Raw genomic sequence first — 24253 nt, forward strand, 5'->3', positions numbered from 1 at the left:
TGTTGTGATTATTAATACAGAGCAATATTTGCACGAATTAACCAAAGATATGGGAGGGAAAGATTTACTTAAACCATCTGAAGTAGAAAATCTTAAAAAGTGTTTAGATATCGCTTTAGATTTAAGAAAATTTGAGATTGAACTCTATTGGAAACGAACCACTTATTTTTGGGGTATTAATGCAGCAATCTTAGCTTTTTATGGCGTTATGTTAACATCAAAAAAAGATGTTGATCCTTTCTTTTTAATTATAATTTCTGCTTTTGGGATACTTGCATCTGCTTGTTCCTATTATCTCAATAGAGGTGGGAAGTTTTGGCAAGAAAATTGGGAAATGCATGTCAATTATTTATCTTCATTTATAAATGGCAATCTTTTTAAGATAGTTCCTAAGAAAAATGAAGATCATTTTTCTGTGTCTAGAATAAATCTTTTTTTAGTGGGGCAATTTGTATTTTATGGTTGTTCATTTTTGTTTATTATTTAACGAACTTTATGGATTTAGATTTAGGTCTAACCCTAACCCCTATTAATTTAAAAGGGCTGTTTATTTATAGAATTTTTATTGTATTATTGTTATTTATGCTTTTGTATTATGTTACGAGGCCATATTATATTTTTATGATAATTCTCATTTTGATAATGATGTGTTTTTTCTTTGTGTTCATAGATAGAATTCTAAATTTAGAACGAAATTTAGACCTAAATTATATCATAAGTTTTACATTAATTTTGACGTTTGTAGCATTAGTTGTTGTAATGATCTTGAGGTTTTTAGAGAATTCTTTTTTCTCCGACAAGGAAAAATATATAAAGTTTGATGATCAACCTCAATAGCAGAATATTTTAATGAATATTGCCTGTTTTAGAGGTGAACTCAGAAAAGCATAAAGGGTGTTATGTTTTTATAAACACCCAGTATAATAATTGTTATTTTGACATTACGTTTTCCGCAACGTTAGGTAATTCCAACAGCGTATTCGCAACTAACGTGGCTTGTTTACCGATCTCTGCTGGGCCATATCCCCATGCTGCGTAAACACTACCTGCGACTTTGGCATTTTTGGCAACGAGGATATCGTTAATATGATCCCCAACCATGACTGTTTTTGCTGGATCTGCATTGAGCATTTTCATAATGCCTTCTAAATGGCAAGCATGAGGTTTCTTATCTGCAAATAAATCCCCACCACCAACAGCATCGAAAAAATGATCTATTTTTAGTTGTTCTAGGATCAATTTCGCAGCACTGGTAATTTTGTTGGTGCACAGAGCGATTTTCCAGCCACGTTTTTTAAATTCTTCCATTGCTTGCACAGCACCTTCAAAAGGGCGAGAATAATCGGTGGAGTGTTTAACATAATAAGCAATAAAACGATCGGTAGCTTCTTGAATATCAATCTTGCTGCCTGCATTGCCTGCATGGGCTAAGAGGCGTTCAACCAAGACTTTAATTCCATCCCCAATCATTAAACGAACATCTTGATCTGTGACAGAAGGTAGTTGATAAGACTGCATTAAATACCGTGCACTATTGGCCAGATCAGGCAAACTATCGATTAATGTTCCGTCCATATCGAACACGATCACAGGATTGGTATCATAACTCATCGTTTTTTTCTTTCTAAAGTTATAAAAATGATTATAAATAAAATAGAATATTCCTAATTTATTATTATGGCGAGTTATGAGTAAATCCACAAACACTTTACCAGAATCTGTTGCAGTTATTTTAGCTGCAGGGATGGGAACCCGTATGAAATCAGCCAAACCAAAGGCGATGCATCCTTTGGCTGGTAAACCAATGTTGCGTTATCTGTTGGATAATGTTGAACAAGTATTTGATAAAGTGGTTGTCGTGGTAGGTCCTGATATGGACGAAGTCGCACAACTGGCAGCACCTCATCAAGTTGTGGTGCAAGAAGATCGTCTTGGTACAGCGCATGCAGCCATCCAGGCAGAGCCTTATTTTGGTAAAGGCACGGTTACGATCCTTTATGCAGATAATCCGTTGGTCAGCAAAGAAACATTACAAAAGATTCTAGAATGCCAGCAAGAACGTGATGTTGATATGGTCTTAATGGCGATGGAATGTGTTGATCCTAAATCTTATGGTCGTATCGTCGAGAAAAAAGGTTGGGTTCGTCGTATTGTTGAAACTTCTGATGCAACAGAAGAAGAAAAGAAAATCCATCTTTGTAATGCAGGTGTTCTTTGTGCCGAAGTCAATTCGTTTAAATATTGGCTTCGTCAAATAGAGAATAAAAACAGTAAAAAAGAATATTATCTGGTTGATGCTGTTGCTATTGCGGTGAATGAAGGGAAACATATCAAAGCGCTTCGTGCATCAGAGGCTGAGTTAAGTGGTATTAACTCTAAATCAGAACTGGCGATTGCGGAACAAGTTGTGCAACAACAACTACGCAAAAAAGCAATGGATAATGGCGTGACGATGCTTGCCCCAGAAACTGTCTTTTTATCTGCTGACACGGTTTTGGAGGAAGATATTTTAATTTATCCTCATGTTGTTTTTGGCCCTAAAGTTCATGTGCACTCTGGTGTAGAAATTCGTTCTTTTAGTCATTTAGAAGGGTGTGAAGTTAAAGAGGGTGCTATGATTGGTCCTTATGCACGGTTACGCCCCAATGCAGTTGTTGGTAAAGATGCGCATGTTGGTAATTTTGTAGAGTTAAAAGCAACAACATTAGGTGAAGGTGCTAAGGTTAATCACTTGACCTATTTAGGAGACACAGTGGTTGGCCGTAAGACGAATGTTGGTGCAGGCACAGTGACTTGTAATTATGATGGTGTGAACAAACATAAAACCATTATTGGTGAAGAGGCATTTATTGGTTCAGATACTATTCTTGTCGCGCCTGTAGAAATTGGTAATAAAAGTTTAATTGCAGCAGGTAGTGTTATCACTGAAGATGTTCCAGAGAATGCTTTGGCTTTTGGCAGAGCTCGTCAAGTCAATAAAACCAAAACGACTAAATAGAGTATCAATAGTAAGAAAGAAAAATCTATGTGTGGAATTGTTGGGATTTTAGGAAATCAACCCGCCGTACCTGTCATTATCGAAGCTCTGCGTCGTTTGGAATATCGTGGATATGATTCTGCTGGTGTTGCAACCGTTGAAAATCATCAAATCGGGAAAAGAAGAGCTTCTGGTAAGTTGGATAATCTTGCTAAATTACTAGATACCAATGCTCTATCTGGCAATCTTGGTATTGGTCATACACGGTGGGCAACTCATGGGGCGCCTACAGAAAATAATGCTCATCCTCACGCAACCGATCGTGTGGCTGTGGTTCATAATGGAATTATTGAAAATCACGAAGAGCTTAAAAAAGAGCTAATCGCTCTTGGGCAAGTTTTTAATAGTGAGACAGATAGTGAAACCATTGTACAAATGGTTGATTACCATTTGAAACAAGGAAAAACACCTAAAGAGGCAGCTTTTGAAACATTGCAAAGACTCGAAGGTGCTTATGCTATTGCGATGATCTTTGCTTGTGATGAAAATATCATGATTGGTGCCAGACATGGTGCACCTTTAGTCGTTGGCTTTGGCGAAGATGAAATGTATTTGGGATCAGATAGTCTTGCTGTTGCACCGATGACCCGTAAGATTGCATATATGCCAGATGGTGTGTGGACAGTCCTTTCAAGAAAAGGGGCTCAATTTTTTGATATGGATGGGGCTACGGTTGAGTGTGAAGTTCAAACCACGGCATTAATGGCTGGAGCAATTGGGAAAGATGGCTATCGTCATTATATGGAAAAAGAACTACACGAGCATCCAGTTGTCATTGGTCAAACACTACGTCGTTTTGTAAATCCTGTAACCCATAAAATCGAATTACCAGAATTACCATTTGATATGAAATCCTTAAAAAGAGGGATTATCACAGCATGTGGTTCTGCATTTTATGCTGGGGTTATTGGACGTTATTGGTTGGAAGAGCTCGCACGTTTACCGATTGATCTAGATGTTGCCAGTGAGATGCGTTATCGTAATCCCCCATTTGATAAAGGTGGCATGGGTTTATTGGTTTCTCAATCAGGAGAGACCGCAGATACACTTGCAGCATTACGTGCGCTCAAGAAAGCAGATCAAAAAATTATTTCCGTGTTAAATAACGAACATAGTTCTATGGCACGTGAGAGTGATCTTGTCCTTGGGATGGATGCTGGGGTAGAAATTGCTGTTGCTTCTACTAAAGCGTTTACAGCGCAATTAACCGTATTGGCTTGCTTAACATTGGTAATGGGGCAAGAACGAGGCACGATTACGCCTCAATATGCTGATGAATGTTTAACAGCGTTATTAGATTTGCCTAGCCGTGTTGCTGAAGTCTTGCAAATGCAAGAGCAAATTCAAAAAATGGCTCAAATCGTCGCACAAGTGCAAAGTGTTATTTATCTAGGTCGTGGGATTATGTTCCCAGTCGCGATGGAAGGGGCATTGAAGCTTAAAGAAATCTCTTATATTCACGCAGATGCTTATGCAGCTGGTGAAATGAAGCATGGGCCTATTGCATTGATTGATAACACTGTGCCAGTGATTGCTTTGTTACCTTCAGGGCCTTTGTTTGAAAAAACATTGTCGAATTTGCAAGAGGCAAAAGCTCGCGGTGGGCGTATTTTAGTCTTTACCGATGCTAAAGGTGCAGAGCGTGTTCAATCAATTGCTGAACAAATCGTTGTGCTTCCAACTGTGCATTCTTTTGTAACGCCACCGCTTTATACGGTTCCAGTGCAAATGTTAGCTTATGAAGCAGCTTTGTTAAAGGGAACTGATGTGGATCAACCAAGAAATCTCGCAAAATCAGTAACGGTTGAATAATTTTTATTCATTATTATAAATATGCGTATTAAATCCAGTTTGCTTGTGAGGAGCTTACTGGATTTTTTGTATAAATTTGAAAAGAAATATAAATAATGATTAAATTTTATCTTTATCTCATTATGAATAAAGGCGTATTAAAGATTGTTTATGATGTCTCTTTGAAAGTTCTTGTATAATGTTAGCTGAAGAATCTTCTCATTTAAGCCAAAAGATTTTTAAAAAATTATTGCAGAGAGATACCGCGCCTTTGGCAGTATTAATTGGTGCTGCAATTGTTGGAACTTTGGTTGGTTTTATTGGTGTAGGATTTTTTCGTCTTGTTGATATTATACAAACATGGCGTATAGCAAACCTTGTTCCTGTTGATCCTTATGATTGGGTTACTTATGCTAAGGCTTTTGGGATTTCTGCATTTTTAGCAGCAATTGGTTATTGGTTAGTTAAAAAGATTGCTCCTGAAGCTGGGGGGTCTGGTATTCCAGAAATTGAAGGGGCATTAGCTGAGTTAAGACCTGTTCGTTGGTGGCGTGTTATTCCTGTTAAATTCCTAGGAGGCTTGGGTACGCTTGGCGCAGGGATGGTTTTAGGCAGAGAAGGGCCAACAGTACAGCTGGGTGGAAATATTGGCTGTATGATTTTTGACTTATTAGGGTTAAAAAGTAAAGAAGCTCGTCATTCATTATTAGCTACTGGTGCCGCAGCAGGGCTAACTGCTGCTTTTAATGCTCCTCTGGCTGGTATTTTGTTTATTATTGAAGAAATGCGTGAGCAATTTCAATATAATTTAATTTCAGTTAAAGCCGTTTCGATTGGTGCTATTACAGCAGCTATTGTGTTTTCTTTTGTAGACGGTGGACACTCAATTATTGATGTCGGTCAATTATCAGATGCGCCCTTAAAGACACTTTGGTTATATTTAATTTTAGGCATGATATTTGGGATCGTGGGGGTTGTCTTTAATTATCTTGTCTTAAATATGCAGGATTTTTTTATTCGATTTTATAAAAATCGAATTAGGAGAGCGGTTATTACAGGTGCACTTTTAAGTGGCTGCTGTGGTGTAATTGCTTTATTTTTCCCTGCTGGGGTAGGGGGAGGAAATCTATTAATTCCTCAGGTAGCACTTGGTTCATTTCCTGTAAAAATGTTGTTCTTTATTTTCTTGTTTCGTATGTTAACAACTGTTTTGTGTTTTTCTTCTGGTGCGCCTGGTGGAATTTTTGCGCCTATGTTGGCGTTAGGAACTGTATTAGGGACAGCCTTTGGAATAGCAATGTCCAATTGTTTTCCTTTATATCATCTTCAACCAGCAACATTTGCGATTGCAGGAATGGGCGCATTGTTTGCTGCTTCAGTTCGTGCACCATTAACGGGTATTGTGCTTGTTTTAGAAATGACGAATAATTATCAGCTTATTTTACCGATGATTATTACATGTTTAGGGGCAACATTATTGGCGCAGTTTTTAGGAGGTAATCCTTTATATTCATCAATATTAACAAAAACACTTGAACGACAGAACGTTTCTTAAATAGAATTTTATAAGACTGTGTGTAAAAAGTCATAACATAAAAGAAATAACTGTTTATGTTATGAATTTGATGTGGAAACGCAGTAAAGTCTTATACCATGATCTATGGGATGCAATCATCATAGAAAGAAAACAATCAATGAAAAAAACACTTCTTCTAGCTTGTTTAACTTTAAGTGCAAATTTTGCCGTAGCTGCTGAACCGAGTAAAGACTTTATGTGGGGTGCAGCCTCAGCTTCTTATCAAGTTGAGGGGAATGTTAATCAAGATAATCGCGGAAAATCGATTTGGGATTATTATTTAACGGATAAGCAGCTTGCTGGATTAGGCGTGACAGGTGAAGTTGCTATCAATTTTTATGATAGAGATCAGTATCTTAAAGATATTAAGCTTTTAAAAAGTTTAGGGATTAATAGCTATCGCTTTTCAATTGCTTGGCCACGGATTATTCCTGATGGATTAGGCCCTGTGAATATGCAGGCTGTTGCACATTATCGTCGTTTTATTACGGATTTAAAATTAGCAGGAATTAAACCTGTTGTGACGTTATATCATTGGGATATGCCTTTGGCACTCGCACAAAAAGGTGGTTGGGAGAATAGAGACTCAATTGATTGGTTTAATCAATATGCTCAAGTTATTTTTGAGAATTTTGGTGATATAGTGCAAGATTACGTTCTGATTAATGAACCATCTGTTGAGGTTGCACAAAATATAAAAGCGAAACGTTATCTTGCGGGTGATACAAGTGATAGTTCATTGCCAATTATTGCAACGCCAGCAACCCTTGAGACTTCATTAAAATCTTATAATCATATTTTGTTGGCTGCAGCGAAAGCAAAAGAATCTTTTCGTGAAGGGCATTACAAAGGGCGTCTAGGTGTTGCTCTTCCTTTAAGTCCTATTCTTACCGCAGGGGATGCAACAGACCAAGATAAAGCAGATGCTAAAATTGCAGATGGCGTATTAAATCGTTGGTTCTTGGATGCGATATATAAAGGCACTTATCCTGAAGATGTTCTTGCGCTTGCAAAAAAGATGAATTTAAAGATTGATGTTCAGCCTACTGATGCAAAGACTATTCATGACGCAGGGTTTGAATTTTTAGGAATTAATTACTATGCGCCTTTTTATGTTCGTCATGGAAAAGGAAAAGGATATAATCCTGAAACTTATATTCCTAAAGGTCAAAAAGCAGCATTTAACGGTGCAGTTCGTCCAGATCAACTAACTGCTTTGTTGGATCGAATTCGAACGGAATATGGTAATCCAACGGTGATTATTACTGAAAATGGTGCCGGCTTTCCTGGCGAAGATAAATTAGTAAAGGGTATGGTTGTTGATACTCAACGGTGTGAGTATATTAAAGATCATATTAAAGCAATGAATGAAGCGATGAAACATGGCTCTAAAGTTGATGGATATATGGTTTGGTCTAGTCATGATAATCTGGAATGGCTTGAAGGGTATAAATCAAGATTTGGAATGATTTATGTGGATTGGAATACTCAAAAACGAACACCAAAACAAAGTGCTTATGTTTATGGGCATATCATTAAAGGCGATAAAATAGATACATTATCTTGTAAATAATATGGGTCTTATCAAATCATAAACCGGATTGGTTACTTATGAATAATCACTGTTATATTTGCTTTAATATTGATAAATATAACAGTTTTTTTTATATCATATAAAAAATGTTTTTTATTCAAAATAATAAATTTATGAAATTATATTGCATATAAATCATCATCATTATCTTTATATTGCTGAATTATAAAATTTGAACGAATTTTATTTAATTTCTACTATTTTTAAAATAATATCTACGCCAGTTAATAAAACTTGTAATTTATCTTATAAATAAAGTGATAAAATGATGGCGCAAAAAGAAATTTCTGGTGAAATGCCAAAGTGGCGTTCCTCTGATACTGTTTGGATGCTTAGTCTTTATGGTACAGCAATTGGCGCAGGGGTATTATTTTTACCGATTAATGCCGCAGCAGGGGGACTAATCCCTTTATTAGTTTTGGCCGTTCTTGCTTTCCCAATGACTTTTTTTGCACATCGTGCATTATGTCGATTTGTTCTGTCTGGAGATTCCTCTCATAACGATATTACCGAAGTGGTGGAAGAAAAATTCGGTAAGCAAATGGGATATCTAATTACCTTATTATACTTTTTTGCTATATATCCGATTTTGCTGGTTTATAGTGTCAGTATAACAAATACAGTCATTAGTTTTATGCAAAATCAGTTGCATATAACACCACCGCCCAGAGTTCTAATTTCTTTTATATTGATTAGCTTTTTGATTTTAATCGTTCAATTTGGTGAGAAATTAATTGTTCGCGTAATGTCAACATTGGTTTATCCATTTGTGGCTGTCTTAATGTTGATTGCGTTGTATTTAATTCCACAATGGACAGGGGATATTTTTCAACATATTGATTTATCTGGTGCTACAGAAAGTGGTGGCAGTGGGTTATTAGTGACCTTGTGGTTGATTATTCCTGTTGCTGTTTTCTCATTTAATCACTCTCCTATTATTTCCTCTTTGGCAGTGGCAAAGCGTAAAGAATATGGGGATCAGTACGCAGAACAAAAAACGTCAAAGATTATTCAATATAGTAATATTATGATGGTTGTGACTGTTTTATTTTTTGTATTTAGTTGTGCTTTTTGTTTAAGCCCTGCGGATTTACAGCAAGCTAAAGTGGAAAATATTTCTATTCTTTCTTATCTTGCGAACCATTTTCAAACCCCATTCCTGGATTGGGTTGCTCCGATTGTTGCTTTTGTTGCGATTTCAAAGTCTTTCTTGGGACATTATCTAGGTGCAAGAGAAGGTTTTAACGGGGTTGTTTTGAAAACAATGCATTGTTTTGGGAAAAGCGCTCAAGAAAAAACATTAAATAGATTTGCTTTGATTTCTATGTTTATTACCGCATGGATTATTTCTACGTTAAATCCAAGTGTTTTGGGAATGATTGAATCTATTGGTGGTCCAGTATTAGCAATGATTTTATTCATTATGCCAATGTATGCGATACATACTATTCCTTCTTTGGAACGTTACAGAGGAAAATTAAGTAATATCTTTATTGTTATTATGGGTTGTATTGCGATTTCTGCTGCGGTTTATAATTTGTTTGTGTAAATACTAGCTAGTAGCAATTGTACAAAAGAGCATTCCTTGAATGCTCTTTTTTTGTATTATAACAAAGAAAGAAAAAATATTGTTAAATGTCAAGGCGGTATTTTGATAAATTTTATATTACCATCCTGTGATACGGCTCCAAATTTGCTGTTGACCATCTCCTAAAAGAACTTGATAGTTTTTATGCATTGCAGCGGTTGCACAGGCGTGATTAGGAAGAATACGTAAACGAGTACCTATAGGGAAATCGTCCAAGGTAAAGTCAGAGTTTGGAGGTAGTGTGATGATGCCATGTTCTTGATTGGCATGGCTAACATAGATTTTATGTAAAGGCTGATTGTCCATATTGCAGACCAGACCATATCCAAAATCTTCTTGTTGAGATGCTGTTCCTCTGTCTCGGGAAAGAGCCATCCAACCAGCATCAATAAAAATCCAATTTTTTTTGCGATTATAACCAATGACACTGGTTACTACAGATATCGCAATATCATCCAGGCTACAAACCCCTACATTTTTCATAACTAAGTCAAAAGTTGAAAATACTCCAGCACGTACTTCATTAATATTTTCTAATTCTTGTGAATTATAGTGCCGTTGGTGTAGCTCCAACACTTAATATTGAACAAGAAATTCCATGAGCTCGAATGCGTTCTGATGCCCTACGAATAGCGTCGCACTCTGCTTTTGCTGCTTTATGAAGCTCATCGATATGATGACAATGATAAGATTCCCCTGCATGGGCTAATAATCCTGTTAATATAGTTCCTTTTCCTTGAAGCATTATTGCAATATCAACTAACTCATCACTTTCTGGCGGGATACCTCCACGATGCCCATCGCAATCGACTTCAATAAAGCTTGAAAATGTTACATTGTGGTTGATCGCATATTCACGAACGGCTTTTGCTTGTTCAAGTGTATCAAGTAATATATGCATTGTTATCCCTTGACGGATAAGGTTTGCCACGCGATCCAGTTTGTGTGGAGATATTCCTACCGCATATAGGATGTCCGTATAGCCTATATTTGCGAAATGTTCAGCTTCGGCTAGGGTAGAAACGGTAGCTGGTGAATGAGAGTGTTTTAATAAACAGCGAGCGGCTTCAGGAGAGCGTAATGTTTTTAAATGAGGGCGAACATAACTTCCTAAATTTTCTACATGTTTATATAGTCGTTCAATATTGTTTTTATAACGTACTTCGTCAATTAAAAGAAAAGGTGTTTCAGGTTGATTTAGCCAATCTGGATATGTCATAATTAGTTCTCCTATCTTGTTCTTTCTCCTATTTTTCATAAATTTATCTCATTTAAAATGGGTCATCTTATAATTCGTAATTAGGTTTAGACTTAATGATAAACAGTAATGATCTTCATTTTTTTAATATAATTGCCAGCCATAAAACATTGTCTTCTGCTGCTCTGGCACTTAATATTTCGCCACCATCGGTTACTCTACGCTTGCAAGGAATAGAGGACCGTTTAGGCGTAAAGTTGCTGAAACGTCCATCTCGATATGTAAGCTTGACCGATGAGGGTAAATTAATTCTTGCAGGCGCTCATCGTATCATCAAAGAGCTTGATGAGTTGCAGGCCGCGATTGATAATCATCATAATAAAATATCTGGAAAGTTAAAAATATTAGCTCCGTTAGGTTTTGGTAGAAAATATATAGCGCCATTACTTGGACGTTATATGAGTAGTCATCCACATTTAGAAGTTGAACTAACGTTATCAGATGCACCAGATTGGTTTTCGTTTAATCAATGGGATCTGGTTATTTACATTGGTAATCTAAAAGATTCATCTATGCGTTGTATTAAACTTGCTTCTAATCAACGTTTTTTATGCGCTGCACCAGCATATTTAGAACGCTATAGTATGCCAACGACACCATCAGAATTACAACAGCATGTTTGTATTGCATTACGTGAAAATAATGAGGATGTTACATTATGGAATTTCCAACAAAATAAAAAAAACATATCTATACGTATTCAACCACAATATTCCAGTAATGAAGGGGCTACTGTAAAAGAGTGGGCATTATCTGGTCTAGGTATTGCAATGCGTTCAGAATGGGATGTTGCAGCATATTTCAGAAATGGTGAGTTAATTCAAATATTGCCAAGTTATCAATTGCCTAATGCTGATATTGTAATATTGACGAGTGAAAACTCAACAAAGCGTTCTGCTAAAATAGAAAAATTTACTCAGTTATTACAGGAAGCTTTTCTACATACGCCTTGGAATACAGATGAGTAAGATCTAATTTGATATTCATCATGGCCTTATTGCATTAAAGTTAAAGAAAATACCGCGAAGTAATGAGATAACTCTTTTTAATTAAGTCATTATAGATGACTTTTAAGTGATAATAATCATAAAAGATATATTCCTATTGATATAGCCTTATAAAATTCATATGTAACATTAGAAAAATTTGTATAAAATAAGCTTTATCTTTGTCATTTGATTAGTCAAAATAAAAGGGAAATAAAATGAAAAGTGTCGTCGATATTTACAAAATTGGTGTTGGCCCATCCAGTTCTCATACAGTTGGCCCAATGATAGCAGGCAAGCGTTTTATTGACTCTTTGATTAATCTGAATGTGCTGGAAAATACGACTAAGATTACGGTTATTCTTTATGGGTCTTTGTCTTTGACAGGCAGAGGGCATAAAACGGATGAAGCTGTTTTGCTCGGGTTAATGGGAGAGGTTCCCGATTCAGTTGATATTGATCAAATTGAAAGTTATATGGAAGCGATTAAAAATACGAAAACGCTGTCTATATATAAAGGTAAATATCAAGTGCCTTTTTCCATTCAAGATGATTTGATTTTTAATAATGAGTTTCTTCCTTTGCATGAGAATGCATTGACGATTACGGCGTATCATCAAGACCAAGTATTAGAACAACAAACTTACTATTCTGTTGGTGGTGGGAAGATTGTATCAGAACAGGAATTTAATGATCCTGTTATTGATAATGTGCAAGTCCCATATCCTATTGATTCTGCAAAAACGTTACTTGGATATTGTAATGATCTTTCGTTGCCGATTTCAACGATTATCATGAAAAATGAGTTGATGTATCACACCAAAGAGGAAATTAACGATCATTTTGTGCGTGTTGGTAAAGTGATGCGAGAAAGTATTAAACGAGGTCAAAAAACGGATGGTTTATTGCCAGGCTCGATTAAGTTATCCCGTCGTGCACCTTTGTTAAATCGGATTTTAATGGCACAAAATAAATGGTCTAATGATTTGATGGTTGGGTTAGACTGGATTAACATGTTTGCTTTGGCTGCTAGTGAAGAAAATGCAGCGGGCGGACGCGTCGTAACAGCGCCGACGAATGGTGCTTGTGGGATTATTCCTGCGGTTTTAGAATATTTTGATCGCTTTGTGGAGTCAATAACAGATGAAATGTATGTTCGTTTTTTTCTAACTTCTGGTGCAATTGGTGGATTATATCAACAAAATGCTTCTATTTCTGGTGCAGAGGTGGGCTGTCAAGGGGAAGTCGGGGTTGCATGTTCTATGGCAGCAGCAGGGCTGACAGAGCTTATTGGTGGTAGTGCGGTTCAGGTTTGTATTGCAGCAGAAATCGCAATGGAGCATCACTTGGGATTGACTTGTGATCCTGTGGCTGGATTGGTGCAAGTGCCTTGTATTGAACGAAACGCAATTTCAGCGGTGAAAGCAGTGAATTCTGCCAGAATGGCAATGCGTCGCACGACACATCCAGCGGTCTCTTTGGATAATATTATTGAAACCATGTATAATACTGGCAAAGATATGAATTCAAAATACAGAGAAACCTCTAAAGGTGGTCTGGCGTTGACATTGGCACCTTGTAATTAATTATTGAGGAATTTCACTTTTCTTTTTTAGGAGAGATGCATCATGTTTAGCCATAATCCGCTGTTTTTAAATACAGTGCTCCTTGGAGGCACAACAGAAGAAAAACTGTTTTCTGCCAGTAAGGCAGGATTTCAGCAGGTTGAATTATGGCGTCAAGATATAGATATGATGGATGGTGATATAAATCTACTAAACAAAGATCTACAAAAACTAAAATTATCACTGACTGATTATCAGGTTCTATTAGATTTTGATGGTGCAGCAGAGCCTTTTCGTCAAGCTAAACGTAACGAAGCGCTTACGATGTTAGACGTTGCTGAGAAAATAGGCGCAAAGACTTTACTAGTACCAGCAAATACGAATTATTCTTGTATTAAAGACAATATTGAACAGGATTTAAGATGGCTTGTCGATCAAGCGAGTAAACGCAATATACGTATTGCATATGAGGCAATGGCGTGGAGTGTTTATATAAATAAGACAACGGAAGCATGGAAAATAGTTAACAAAATTAATGCGCTTAACTTAGGATTAGTTATCGATGCGTTTCATATATTTTCTTTGAAAAGAACCGTTCAAGATCTTTGTGATATTCCAATGGAGAAAATCTTTTTAGTTCAACTTTCTGATGCTGTTGATTTTCCTGAAAAACAGAATGTTATTGATATTGCTCGTCATCATCGTTTATTGCCAGGAAATGGCAAATTTCCTATTAAAACGCTTATTAATTATTTAGCACAAAATAATTATCAAGGGGCTATAGGTTTAGAAGTATTTAATGATGATTTAAAAAAGCAACCGCCTCAACTTGTTGCAGAACAAGCAATGAAATCATTACAATATATTTTACAGTGTTAAGTATTACTCTTCTTTAGCATATAAATATGCACTTGCTCTGGATATACCTAAATATTGAGCGACAATTTCCATTGATTTTTTGATATCAAGCAACCCTTTTTGCTTGAGTTGCATAATAACTTCTTTTCTTTCATTAGCTTTTAATAGTCTTGGGGTTTTTGCATGTTCAGAAGCATAATGATCAATATAGTGTTTAATATTATCCTGACCGTTGGAATTTAAGTTTTCAATAATTGAGTTTTGATTAACTCGGGTAAAATTATTGATCATATTTTGCAGCCCTTGAAAAAGGGTTAAATCAATATTGATACATAATGCTGCAATATAATTCCCATCATTTCCTTTTATGCCAATAGAGGTGCTTTTTACAGGTCGTCCGTCTGTAAACTGATTGGCATAATTTGCGATAATATTAGGGAACTCTGATGATAAAATTCGAGCTATTCCTAACTCGGTTGCAGGATCACCGATTTTTCGTCCTGATAAGTTATTATGAATAGCAAGGATTGCATGTTCAGGATTGTTTAAATCATGAACAACAACTTCGCAAAAAGGTGAAAAAGTCTCACTTAATCCTTTTGCAATGGTATCTAGTTGCATTAACAAATGTTTATCATCGATTTGTGACATTATTAGACTTTCCAGTAAATCATTTTCAGAATGCTTTTTATGTATAATACATGATTTTAAAATAAAAAATATTTTAATTAGACTTTTTGTATAAAATTAGATAATTATTATAATTAAGCTTATATAGATAATATCATTATCAAAAGGGAATTTTAGTCATGATATCTCCTTTTATTCAATCTCATACGCCTGATAATAATCCTCATGGAGGGCATTATTCACATTGTTGTACTGCTGGTGGATTTGTGTTTATTTCGGGACAATTACCTATTACAAAAGAAGGTATTAAGCTTGTTAATGTTTCTTTTGAAGAACAGGTCAAGCAGGTCTTAGAGAATATTAATGAGTGTTTAATTAGTGCGAATACAACGCGTAATATGTTGGCACAAATAAGAGTATATATAACAGATGTAGATAATTGGCCTATTTTTGATAAAATTTATGCAGATTGGATTGGCGGACATAAACCAGCCAGAGCAGTTTTAAATGTGCCACAACTGCATTATGGCGTCGCAATAGAAGCAGAAGCGGTTGCCTTAGTAGCCTCGTAGTTTAAAATGAGATGAATAAAATATTGACATAACCATTGGATGAAAAAGGATTTTCAGATGAGTAATTTATCGTTACCTACGTTTGATGATGTTACGAGTGCCTCCAAACGTATTGCCCCATATATTAACCCAACTCCAGTATTAACTTCTCGTTATTTAAATGAAACTTTAGGTGCCAATTTTTTCTTTAAATGTGAAAATTTTCAACGTACTGGTGCGTTTAAATTCCGTGGTGCAATGAATACACTGACTCAATTTAGTGAAGAACAAAAGAAAGCAGGTGTTGTTGCATATTCTTCTGGTAACCATGCCCAAGCGATTGCTTTTGCTGCGAAAATATTGGGTATTCCAGCAACAATTATTATGCCTCATGATGCACCTGCAGCAAAAGTTGCTGCGACAAAAGGTTATGGTGGAAAGATTGTGATTTATAATCGTTATACCGAAGATCGGGAGCAAATTGGCAAAGAAATTGCCGAGAAACAAGGGTTAACGTTAATTCCTCCTTATAATCATCCTCATGTAATTGCAGGGCAAGGCACCGCAGCAAAAGAGCTATTTGAAGAAAAAGGTCCACTAGATGCATTATTTGTGCCTCTTGGAGGAGGCGGGCTTTTGTCAGGTTCTTCATTATCAGCCAAAGCACTTGCTTCAAATTGTAAAATATATGGTGTAGAGCCTCAGGCGGGAAATGATGGACAACAATCTTTTAAATCAGGGAAAATTGTGCATATTGAAACGCCTAAAACGATTGCTGATGGTGCACAAACTCAACATTTGGGTGATTTGACATTTTCTCTTATCCAACAAAATGTAGATGATATTTTGACTGCTACTGATGAAGAACTTGTCACAGCAATGGGCTTTTTTGCAGAGCGTATGAAAATTATTGTTGAACCTACAGGATGTCTTGGTTTTGCTGCAGCCCGAGCAATGAAAGAGGAATTAAAAGGGAAAAAAGTTGGTGTTATTGTTAGTGGAGGAAATATAGATCTTAAACGTTATAGCCAATTGTTAGGATCATAAGCTAAAATATTGGATATATTGATGAGATAGAAAGATATATAAGATTTGATTGTAAAATTATTTTATATAGTTGCCTCAATATTGATATAATTGTAATAGATGTTTGTTAAAAATATTATTTCTACTGATCACGTTTTATTGATCAATTATAATATTAATTTTATTGAGCGATTATATATCTTTTCACAGGATATATTCAACTTATGATTGATTGTTGCTAAGCTGTTGAATGGATTAGACAATCATATTCTAGAGATGATATTTTTTACATCGAAGTTATAAAAGACTAGATATTTGTATTTTAAGTAACTACTTCTTATAAACTATCATAACCTAGTCTTTATGCGTAATTGCAATAAATGAATATTCTTGATACATTAAGCTTATTCATTATTTCGTATACTATTCATTTTATATAATTAAAGGAAACAATAATGAGCCGCTTAGAAGTTACTGAAAAGATTATTACCAGCAAAGTTACTCAAGGTTTAAAATGGGCTGATATTGCTGAGAAAGTCGGACGTAGCAAAGAATGGGTTACAGCTGCATGTTTAGGACAAATGACTTGTAATGAACAACAGGCTTCTGTTCTTGCTAAGATTTTTCAATTAACTGAAGCTGAAAAAAAGTGGCTTATGGTGACGCCTTCTAGAGGCAGCTTACCAACTACTGTTCCTACGGATCCAACCATTTATCGTTTTTACGAATTGGTAAATGTTTATGGAACTACATTCAAAGAGCTTATTCACGAGGAATTCGGGGATGGCATTATGAGTGCAATTGATTTTAAGATGGATTTGAAACGCGAAAAGGATCCTCTTGGGGATCGTGTGAATATTGTTATGAGTGGTAAATTTTTACCTTATAAAGAATACTAATTTACTCTCATAAGCGTTGATATACTAACATATTTTATTAAAACTATATTTTATTAAAACTATATTTTATATACATACTTTACATACTACATACATATACTCAGAGAAGCTGGTCTGAATACTACCAGCTTCTTTTGCGCTATTTTATTATACACCAACGAGTTTCATCAGTTGCTCTGGATATCGTTCACCTTCAATGGCGATTTCATTCAGAGCTTTAGCAATTAACTCCAGATCATGCTTGCTGAGTTCAATATTAGCCGCACCGATATTTTCTTCAAAACGATGGAGTTTTGTTGTTCCTGGAATAGGAACAATCCATTCTTTTTGAGCCAAAATCCATGCCAAAGCAAGTTGAGCAGGGGTAATGCCTTTTTCAGCAGCCATTTTTTCTAGTAATTTAACGAGCTCAAGATTTTTCTCAAGCGCATCAGCTTGGAAACGAGGTAAATTGCTGCGAAAATCATTTGATCCCAATTTAAGATCTTTACCCATCGCCCCAGTTAAAAATCCTTTCCCTAAAGGACTATAAGCAACTAATCCAACACCTAACTCTTCACAAGTTTCAAAAATACCGTTGGTTTCAGGGCCTCTGACCCACATGGAATATTCATTTTGTAAAGTGGTCACGGGTTGCACGGCGTGGGCACGACGAAGGGTTTTTGCGCTAGGCTCAGAAAGACCAAAATATTTAACTTTCCCTTCTTGGATAAGGTCTTTGACAGCACCAGCAACATCTTCTATTGGCACATCTGGATCGACACGATGTTGGTAAAATAAATCAATGACATCAATACCAAGTCTTTTTAACGAAGCCTCTGCAACTTGTTTAATATGCTCTGGTCGGCTGTTGAGACCTTTCATTTGTCCATCAACAATATTGAAGCCAAATTTAGTCGCAATGACGACTTTGTCACGAATAGGGCGTAATGCTTCACCCACAACGTCTTCATTTGTATAAGGGCCATAAACCTCGGCAGTATCAAAGAAGTTTTCTCCACGATCAAAGGTCTGGCGAATTAAGGTAATGGCCTCTTGCTTATCCATTGAGTTACCATAACCAAAATTAATCCCCATACATCCAAAACCAATAGCTGAGACTTCTGGGCCATTTTGACCAAGACGACGTTTTTTCATATCTAATTTTCCTTATGGCAAAACTGTTTGAACAATGAAACAGTTATAGCACGAGGAAAGAGATAAGATTAGTCTGATTATTTTATATATTATAATGAAATTAATTCATTAATAAGGTGGTGATGTATTTGTAATTAATTAATTAATTAATTAATTTGGAATAAAAATAATTACTATTATAAAATATCTATTGTTTATATAGTTTTTTAAAGCTTAAATTATTTTTAATGAAGGGGTAATAGATCGTGAATGAAGAAATAGATGTTGAGAAAAAATTAGTAGAAATATTACAACAATCTTTATCAGCCCCTTTTTTATTTATAGGATCTGGTTTTTCCAGAAGATATATTGAATTGCCCGATTGGAGTGGTTTATTGGAGCATTTTTGTAAATATGTAAATAAACCTTTTCAACAATATTTATCGAGTAGTAATGGTAATTACCCTGAAGCAACATCATTGTTAGCAAAAGATTTTAGTGAAACATGGTGGGAGGAGCATAATACTTGTAAGGAAATTTTCTCTACGAGTGAATGGAGGTCGCATGTTGATACGCCTTTGAAATATGAAATAAGTAAATATTTAAAAGAATTTCAAGTTAAAGATATAATACAAAACAACAAAGAATTAGAAGTATTAAAAAATAAAGAAGTAGTCATTGATGGTATTATTACAACAAATTGGGATTTATTATTAGAAACACTGTTCCCTAAATTAAAGGTATATATTGGACAATCAGATTTGTTTTTTAAAGCTCCACAATCTATTGGTGAGATATATAAAATTCATGGATGTTGTTCTAATTACAATAGTTTGATTGTAACGCAAGATGATTATAGTAATTTTAATAAAAAAAATGCATATTTAGCAGCAAAGTTATTATCAATTTTTTTAGAGCATCCAGTTATTTTTATAGGTTATTCGATAAGTGACTTAAATATTCAAGAGTTATTAGAGCAAATTATTAATATGATTGAAGTTGAAAATCATGATTATAAGGAGCGTTTGTCTAAAAATCTTATTTTTATTACTAGAGCTAAAGATAATTATGATAATATTCAAACTGTAGCAAAAAAAATAAATGATAGAGATCTTAATTTTACAAATATTGAAACTAATGATTTTTCCAAGATTTATAAAGCGTTACAGCATATTGAAAGAAAAATACCTATAGATTATTTACGAGTTATTAAGGAGGGAATCTATAATATTGTAAAGGATCCGAGTAACTCTAACAAAAAACTTGCTGTAATTGATTTTGAAGAGGCTATAAAAGATAGTTCAAAAATTGAATTCGTTGTTGGTATAGGTGTTACTAATAGTATTGGATTAAAAGGTTTTTCAATAAATGATATTATAAAGGATATTATATTTAACAATATTCATGCTAAAAGCTATGATCTATTAATGGTAACTATACCTGAGTTAGCTAAACGCAATAGAGTTTATTTACCTATGCAAAAGTATATTGCATCTAATCAAGGTAAAAAAATACCATCATCATTGAATGAAATTAATAAACTTAATACTAACGAGTATATAAAGAAAATTAGTTCCTCTATTAAGAAAAATTATAAAAAGACTTGGAATCTAGATAGTATTATTCATCTTTCAGAAAACTCCTGTAAAATAGATAAAAAATTAAATTATCTAGCAATTTACTTGTCTAAGAACAAAACAGAAGAAAATTGTGATAATATAATCAGTTATATTTAACAAAATTTTGAAAATTTAAAACAAAAATTAGGTAAAAATAACTCTGCATTAAAACGTTTAATATGCATTATTGACCAAGTTAAATATAGAGAATTATTATGATATTGATACTTAATTGTGTTTATATATATCTTGAATATCAGCCTTAAAAGGCACTATAAGGAAGGTGTATAAACTCAAAAGAATATTTTAAACAAATAACGACTTGCAAAATATCGATTGAGTTTATTTAGACAAAATATAAAAATTTACTAAATCATGATCACTCCGAATTTACTTCTGATAATTTCGTTAGTAAAGAATAATGGTGTTTAAGAATTTGCTCTGATTTAGCCAATAGCTCTTCTGCGCGTTCAGTATCATTACTCCATAAACGATTAAAACGTTGTTCTTGTCTTAAAATATCGGCAAGAGGCTCTTTTGGTAGTTTTGAATCCAATGTTAACGGTGATTTGCCACTGTCTCTTTTACTTGGGTCAAAGCGATAGAGAGGCCAGAACCCAGAGTTGGTAAGATGTTGCATATGTTCGTGACTATAAGCCAAATTATATCCATGCTCACCACATGGACTATATGCAATAATCAAAGACGGGCCAGGATATGCTTCGGCTTCTTGAATAGCTTTGATGGTTTGGTTCATCTGCGCACCTAAGGAAATTTGAGCAACAAAAATATTCCCATACATCATCATGGATAGACCAAGGTCTTTTCTTGATTTTTCTTTGCCCAGCTCACCAAACTTAGTAATAGCTCCCATCGGGGTTGCTTTTGATTGTTGACCACCTGTATTTGAATAACATTGAGTATCAAGGACTAAAACATTCACATTCTCTCCAGTGCTGAGAACATGATCCAAGCCACCAAATCCAATGTCATAAGCCCATCCATCTCCGCCGACTAACCAGATTGATTTTTGTAATAGATAATGAGCATCTATGATCAATTCTTGAGCATTTGGATCGTTATTCTCTTGTAGTAAATGGCGTAATTCATTGATGGCTTTACGTCGTTCATGATCGGAAATTTGCTCATCTTTTAACGTATTCATTAAATCACTAGGAATGAGTGTTTTAAAACTATCTAATAATCGTAATACACGTTGTTTATGTTGATCAACGGTTAGTCTGAATCCTAATCCAAATTCTGCATTATCTTCAAAAAGAGAGTTAGCCCATGTTGGCCCACGTCCTTCACAGTTTTTTGTATAAGGAGTAGTTGGTAAATTGCCTCCATAAATAGAAGAGCATCCCGTTGCATTGGCAATGAGTAATTTTTCACCAAATAATTGTGTTAATAATTTAATATAAGGGGTTTCACCACATCCAGAGCAAGCACCAGAGAACTCAAATAAAGGTGTGACCAATTGAGATGTACGAAGGTCAATCCGTTCTATTGAAGAGATAGAGCGCTCAGGAAGCTGTTGGAAAAAATCAAAATTGTTTTTTTCTGTTTCTAAGTGCTCTTGTATAGGTAACATGTTAATTGCACGAATACGAGGATCTTGTTTATCTTTTACAGGACAAACTTCATAACAGATATTACAGCCAGTACAATCTTCTGGGGATACTTGTAGGACATATTCTTGTCCTTTTAAATCTTTGGCTTTAACAGGTAATCTTGGTAAACTTTCTGGTGCATCACTAAATTCAGAAGATTCTGCAACTTTAGCTCTAATAGCAGCATGAGGACATGCAGCAACACAAATATTACACTGAACACACATCGAAGCATGATCCCAAATAGGAATCATTTCTGCTATTCTACGCTTTTCCCATTGAGTGGTTCCTGTTGGCCATGTTCCATCAGGAGATAATGCAGAAACAGGTAAAGAGTCTCCCTCTCCAATTAACATTCTTCCTGTGATATTTTTAATAAAATCAGGAGCTTGGTCAGATACAATTGGGGATAGTGCTTTGCTGTTTGGTAAAATAGGTTGTAATGGAATTAAATAAGTTGCTTTTTTAGCTTGGATAATTGCATTTATATTATTTTCAACAATAGCATCTCCTTTTTTCTGATAACTTTTAATCACAGCTTGTTTTAAATAAGTTTCAGCTTCTTCTTCTGGTAAAATAGAGGTTAGATGGAAAAATGCTGTTTGCATAATCGTGTTAATGCGAGTGCGAAGATTACATTCACGAGCAATTTGATAAGCATTGATAACATAAAAGCGTGCTTGCTTTTCTAATAAAGTAGATTGGACTTCATAAGGTAAATTATTCCATATATGTTCTGCTTCATAAGGGCTATTGAGTAAAAATATTCCTCCATTTCTAAGTTTGTCTAATACAGGATATCGATCAATAAATTGCCATTGATGACAGCCAATAAAATCAGCATCTTGGATTAAATAAGTTGATTTAATGGGTTTTTGACTGATCCGTAGATGCGATGTGGTTAATCCACCAGCTTTTTTTGAATCGTAAACAAAATAACCTTGAGTGTTTTTATCTGTATGATTGCCAATAATTTTAATGGTATTTTTAGTCGCAGAAACAGTTCCATCACTGCCTCGACCATAAAATAAGGCGGTTAAATTATGTTGCGTGGTTAAATTGGCAGGAATTGATGTTATTGAAAGATGCGTTACATCATCATGAATACCAATAGTAAAGCGTCGTTTAGGAGATTCTTGTTGTAATTCGTTAAAGATCGCCATAACACAGTCTGGGTCAAATTCTTTGGAAGATAATCCATAACGACCATTAATAATTTTAGGGAGTGTAGGGCGCTCATCATTGCTATAAGCTTCTGCAAAGGCAGTCATAACTTCTAGATAAAGAGGTTCCGCTTGAGAACCAGCTTCTTTAGTACGGTCTAAAACAGCGATAGATTTTATACTTATCGGAATTTGTTTTAAAAAATGTTTCGCAGAGAAGGGACGATATAAATGAACTTTAAGTAATCCAACTTTTTCATTTTGATCATAAAGCATATCAATTACTTCTTCACAAGGGCCAGTCGCAGAGCCCATGAGAATGACTAGTCTCGTAGCATCAGGATGTCCATAATATTCGAATGGTTGATAGTGACGTCCTGTGACTTTTGCAAACTGATGCATCGTTTCTTCAACATGTGTATATACAGCATTATACCATGGGTTGGTTGCTTCTCTTGCTTGGAAATAAGTATCAGGATTAGCAGCTGTGCCTCTGATTGTTGGATTTTCTGGGGATAGTGCACGATTGCGGTGTTTACGGATTGCATTTTGTGGAAGAAGTTGTCTAAGTTCATCATCTTCAAGATAAACAATTTTATTCATTTCATGAGAAGTTCTAAAGCCATCAAAAAAATGAATAAAAGGGATTTGGCTTTTTAAACTGGCTATTTGTGAGATTGCTGCAAAATCTTGAGCCTCTTGGACATTATTGGCACATAACAAAGCACAACCTGTTTGTCTTACCGCCATAACATCAGAGTGATCGCCGAAAATTGATAAAGCACTGGTTGCGACTGTTCTTGCTGCAACGTGCAATACAAAAGGCATTAATTGTCCTGCTATTTTATATAAAGCGGGGATCATTAATAATAATCCCTGAGATGAGGTAAATGTTGTTGCAAGTGCGCCAGTTTGTAAAGAACCATGAACGGTTGAGATGGCTCCGCCTTCGGATTGCATTTCCATCATGCGGGGAATATCACCCCATATATTTAGTTGTCGTTTGGTAGCACAATTATCAGCATATTCGGCCATGGTAGAGCTTGGGGTAATAGGATAAATAGCGATAACTTCATTTAATCTATACGCGACAGATGCTGTTGCTTGGTTGGCATCGGTAGTAATCATTTTTTGTAATTTATTACTCACAATAATAACCTTTTTATTTTTAAATATAGAAACGAAATATTACATTGTGTTTAGCAAATCAGTTAAAGTTGTTTTGTTTTTGTTATGAAAATATGATTCTTATAAAATGTTATAACAATTCTGTGATCTAGAATAGGAGTAGTTTCGTTGTGTGTGAATTTTGTTTCATGTTTTTAATTTTTATTAAAAGAAATATTTTTGTGTTTTGAATCAGCAGTATAAATATAAAATTTG

19 protein-coding genes are annotated in these 24253 nt (G+C 35.0%); 13 read left to right on the forward strand and 6 right to left on the reverse strand.

Going from position 1 to position 24253, the window contains the following annotated elements; translation table 11 throughout:
• The first annotated feature begins 4 nt into the window (after window positions 1-4).
• Complete coding sequence (locus tag CIN_RS03685) at window positions 5-487, forward strand: RipA family octameric membrane protein (RefSeq protein WP_008853714.1); 483 nt, start codon at window positions 5-7, stop codon at window positions 485-487.
• A 443-nt stretch (window positions 488-930) separates the two neighbouring features.
• Here CIN_RS03685 and CIN_RS03695 read toward each other — a convergent pair whose 3' ends face one another.
• A complete protein-coding gene (locus tag CIN_RS03695; protein WP_008853715.1) occupies window positions 931-1611 on the reverse strand; it encodes an HAD family hydrolase in 681 nt (226 codons plus the stop codon).
• Between the two features lie 76 nt (window positions 1612-1687).
• On the opposite strand from CIN_RS03695, the gene glmU reads away from it, so the two are divergent.
• From glmU to CIN_RS03720, 5 genes are all read left to right on the forward strand, one after another.
• Window positions 1688-2998 (forward strand): bifunctional UDP-N-acetylglucosamine diphosphorylase/glucosamine-1-phosphate N-acetyltransferase GlmU, encoded by a 1311-nt coding sequence (gene glmU / locus CIN_RS03700; protein ID WP_008853716.1) that lies wholly within the window; start codon window positions 1688-1690, stop codon window positions 2996-2998.
• 27 nt (window positions 2999-3025) lie between these two features.
• Window positions 3026-4849 carry a glutamine--fructose-6-phosphate transaminase (isomerizing) gene (glmS, locus tag CIN_RS03705; protein ID WP_008853717.1) on the forward strand — a complete coding sequence of 608 codons (1824 nt, stop codon included), beginning with the start codon at window positions 3026-3028 and terminating at the stop codon, window positions 4847-4849.
• Window positions 4850-5027: 178 nt separating this feature from the next.
• Entirely contained in the window at window positions 5028-6383 is a 1356-nt protein-coding gene (gene clcA, locus CIN_RS03710) for a H(+)/Cl(-) exchange transporter ClcA (protein ID WP_008853718.1), read from the forward strand.
• A 139-nt stretch (window positions 6384-6522) separates the two neighbouring features.
• Window positions 6523-7977 carry a glycoside hydrolase family 1 protein gene (locus CIN_RS03715; RefSeq protein WP_040363755.1) on the forward strand — a complete coding sequence of 485 codons (1455 nt, stop codon included), beginning with the start codon at window positions 6523-6525 and terminating at the stop codon, window positions 7975-7977.
• A 286-nt stretch (window positions 7978-8263) separates the two neighbouring features.
• Window positions 8264-9547, forward strand: a complete 1284-nt coding sequence (locus tag CIN_RS03720) for a serine/threonine transporter (RefSeq protein ID WP_008853720.1) — start codon at window positions 8264-8266, stop codon at window positions 9545-9547.
• Window positions 9548-9664: 117 nt separating this feature from the next.
• Here the strand turns inward: CIN_RS03720 and CIN_RS11995 are convergent, their stop codons facing one another.
• Both CIN_RS11995 and CIN_RS12000 read right to left on the reverse strand, forming a co-directional pair.
• Window positions 9665-10162, reverse strand: coding sequence for a type III PLP-dependent enzyme domain-containing protein (locus CIN_RS11995; protein ID WP_211475703.1), 498 nt, complete (start codon window positions 10160-10162; stop codon window positions 9665-9667).
• Window positions 10134-10805, reverse strand: a complete 672-nt coding sequence (locus CIN_RS12000) for an alanine racemase (protein ID WP_211475704.1) — start codon at window positions 10803-10805, stop codon at window positions 10134-10136. The genes CIN_RS11995 and CIN_RS12000 overlap by 29 nt, the downstream gene beginning before the upstream one ends.
• Before the next feature lie 95 nt (window positions 10806-10900).
• Between CIN_RS12000 and CIN_RS03730 the strand changes: the two genes are divergently transcribed.
• From CIN_RS03730 to CIN_RS03740, 3 genes are all read left to right on the forward strand, one after another.
• On the forward strand, window positions 10901-11812 hold the full coding sequence (locus CIN_RS03730; protein ID WP_040363756.1) for a LysR family transcriptional regulator: 912 nt from the start codon (window positions 10901-10903) through the stop codon (window positions 11810-11812).
• A gap of 302 nt (window positions 11813-12114) precedes the next feature.
• Complete coding sequence (locus tag CIN_RS03735; RefSeq protein ID WP_370684102.1) at window positions 12115-13416, forward strand: L-serine ammonia-lyase; 1302 nt, start codon at window positions 12115-12117, stop codon at window positions 13414-13416.
• Between the two features lie 42 nt (window positions 13417-13458).
• Window positions 13459-14274: a sugar phosphate isomerase/epimerase family protein gene (locus CIN_RS03740; RefSeq protein WP_040363757.1), complete on the forward strand. Its 816-nt coding sequence runs from the start codon at window positions 13459-13461 to the stop codon at window positions 14272-14274.
• Between the two features lie 3 nt (window positions 14275-14277).
• On the opposite strand, the gene CIN_RS03745 is transcribed toward CIN_RS03740, so the two are convergent.
• Window positions 14278-14904 carry a helix-turn-helix transcriptional regulator gene (locus CIN_RS03745; RefSeq protein ID WP_008853726.1) on the reverse strand — a complete coding sequence of 209 codons (627 nt, stop codon included), beginning with the start codon at window positions 14902-14904 and terminating at the stop codon, window positions 14278-14280.
• Between the two features lie 158 nt (window positions 14905-15062).
• Here CIN_RS03745 and CIN_RS03750 point away from each other — a divergent pair, with 158 nt between their 5' ends.
• The 3 genes from CIN_RS03750 to cynS all read left to right on the forward strand — a co-directional run bounded on the left by CIN_RS03750 (window position 15063) and on the right by cynS (window position 17359).
• The gene (locus CIN_RS03750; RefSeq protein WP_008853727.1) at window positions 15063-15455 is read left to right on the forward strand and encodes a RidA family protein; all 393 of its coding nucleotides are present in this window, start codon (window positions 15063-15065) and stop codon (window positions 15453-15455) included.
• 57 nt (window positions 15456-15512) lie between these two features.
• A complete protein-coding gene (locus tag CIN_RS03755; RefSeq protein ID WP_008853728.1) occupies window positions 15513-16481 on the forward strand; it encodes a threo-3-hydroxy-L-aspartate ammonia-lyase in 969 nt (322 codons plus the stop codon).
• Between the two features lie 434 nt (window positions 16482-16915).
• Window positions 16916-17359, forward strand: a complete 444-nt coding sequence (gene cynS / locus CIN_RS03760; protein WP_008853729.1) for a cyanase — start codon at window positions 16916-16918, stop codon at window positions 17357-17359.
• 147 nt (window positions 17360-17506) lie between these two features.
• Here cynS and CIN_RS03765 read toward each other — a convergent pair whose 3' ends face one another.
• Complete coding sequence (locus CIN_RS03765; protein WP_008853730.1) at window positions 17507-18496, reverse strand: aldo/keto reductase; 990 nt, start codon at window positions 18494-18496, stop codon at window positions 17507-17509.
• A 245-nt stretch (window positions 18497-18741) separates the two neighbouring features.
• Between CIN_RS03765 and CIN_RS03770 the strand changes: the two genes are divergently transcribed.
• Window positions 18742-20211: an SIR2 family protein gene (locus CIN_RS03770; RefSeq protein WP_008853731.1), complete on the forward strand. Its 1470-nt coding sequence runs from the start codon at window positions 18742-18744 to the stop codon at window positions 20209-20211.
• 262 nt (window positions 20212-20473) lie between these two features.
• Here CIN_RS03770 and nifJ read toward each other — a convergent pair whose 3' ends face one another.
• Complete coding sequence (gene nifJ / locus CIN_RS03775; protein ID WP_008853732.1) at window positions 20474-24019, reverse strand: pyruvate:ferredoxin (flavodoxin) oxidoreductase; 3546 nt, start codon at window positions 24017-24019, stop codon at window positions 20474-20476.
• Between the last annotated feature and the right edge of the window lie 234 nt (window positions 24020-24253).

Origin of the sequence: Commensalibacter intestini A911, assembly GCF_000231445.1 — a bacterium.
Lineage (GTDB): Bacteria > Pseudomonadota > Alphaproteobacteria > Acetobacterales > Acetobacteraceae > Commensalibacter > Commensalibacter intestini.

Bases quoted from the DNA above. Each gene is read 5' to 3' on its own strand.
- CIN_RS03720 (WP_008853720.1), top strand. From the start codon at position 8,264: ATGATGGCGCAAAAAGAAATTTCTGGTGAAATGCCAAAGTGGCGTTCC.
- CIN_RS03745 (WP_008853726.1), bottom strand. From the start codon at position 14,904: ATGTCACAAATCGATGATAAACATTTGTTAATGCAACTAGATACCATT.
- CIN_RS03695 (WP_008853715.1), bottom strand. From the start codon at position 1,611: ATGAGTTATGATACCAATCCTGTGATCGTGTTCGATATGGACGGAACA.
- CIN_RS03715 (WP_040363755.1), top strand. From the start codon at position 6,523: ATGAAAAAAACACTTCTTCTAGCTTGTTTAACTTTAAGTGCAAATTTT.
- cynS (WP_008853729.1), top strand. From the start codon at position 16,916: ATGAGCCGCTTAGAAGTTACTGAAAAGATTATTACCAGCAAAGTTACT.
- CIN_RS03750 (WP_008853727.1), top strand. From the start codon at position 15,063: ATGATATCTCCTTTTATTCAATCTCATACGCCTGATAATAATCCTCAT.
- CIN_RS03765 (WP_008853730.1), bottom strand. From the start codon at position 18,496: ATGAAAAAACGTCGTCTTGGTCAAAATGGCCCAGAAGTCTCAGCTATT.
- CIN_RS03740 (WP_040363757.1), top strand. From the start codon at position 13,459: ATGTTTAGCCATAATCCGCTGTTTTTAAATACAGTGCTCCTTGGAGGC.
- CIN_RS03755 (WP_008853728.1), top strand. From the start codon at position 15,513: ATGAGTAATTTATCGTTACCTACGTTTGATGATGTTACGAGTGCCTCC.
- CIN_RS03730 (WP_040363756.1), top strand. From the start codon at position 10,901: ATGATAAACAGTAATGATCTTCATTTTTTTAATATAATTGCCAGCCAT.
- CIN_RS12000 (WP_211475704.1), bottom strand. From the start codon at position 10,805: ATGACATATCCAGATTGGCTAAATCAACCTGAAACACCTTTTCTTTTA.
- CIN_RS03735 (WP_370684102.1), top strand. From the start codon at position 12,115: ATGATAGCAGGCAAGCGTTTTATTGACTCTTTGATTAATCTGAATGTG.
- clcA (WP_008853718.1), top strand. From the start codon at position 5,028: ATGTTAGCTGAAGAATCTTCTCATTTAAGCCAAAAGATTTTTAAAAAA.
- glmU (WP_008853716.1), top strand. From the start codon at position 1,688: ATGAGTAAATCCACAAACACTTTACCAGAATCTGTTGCAGTTATTTTA.
- glmS (WP_008853717.1), top strand. From the start codon at position 3,026: ATGTGTGGAATTGTTGGGATTTTAGGAAATCAACCCGCCGTACCTGTC.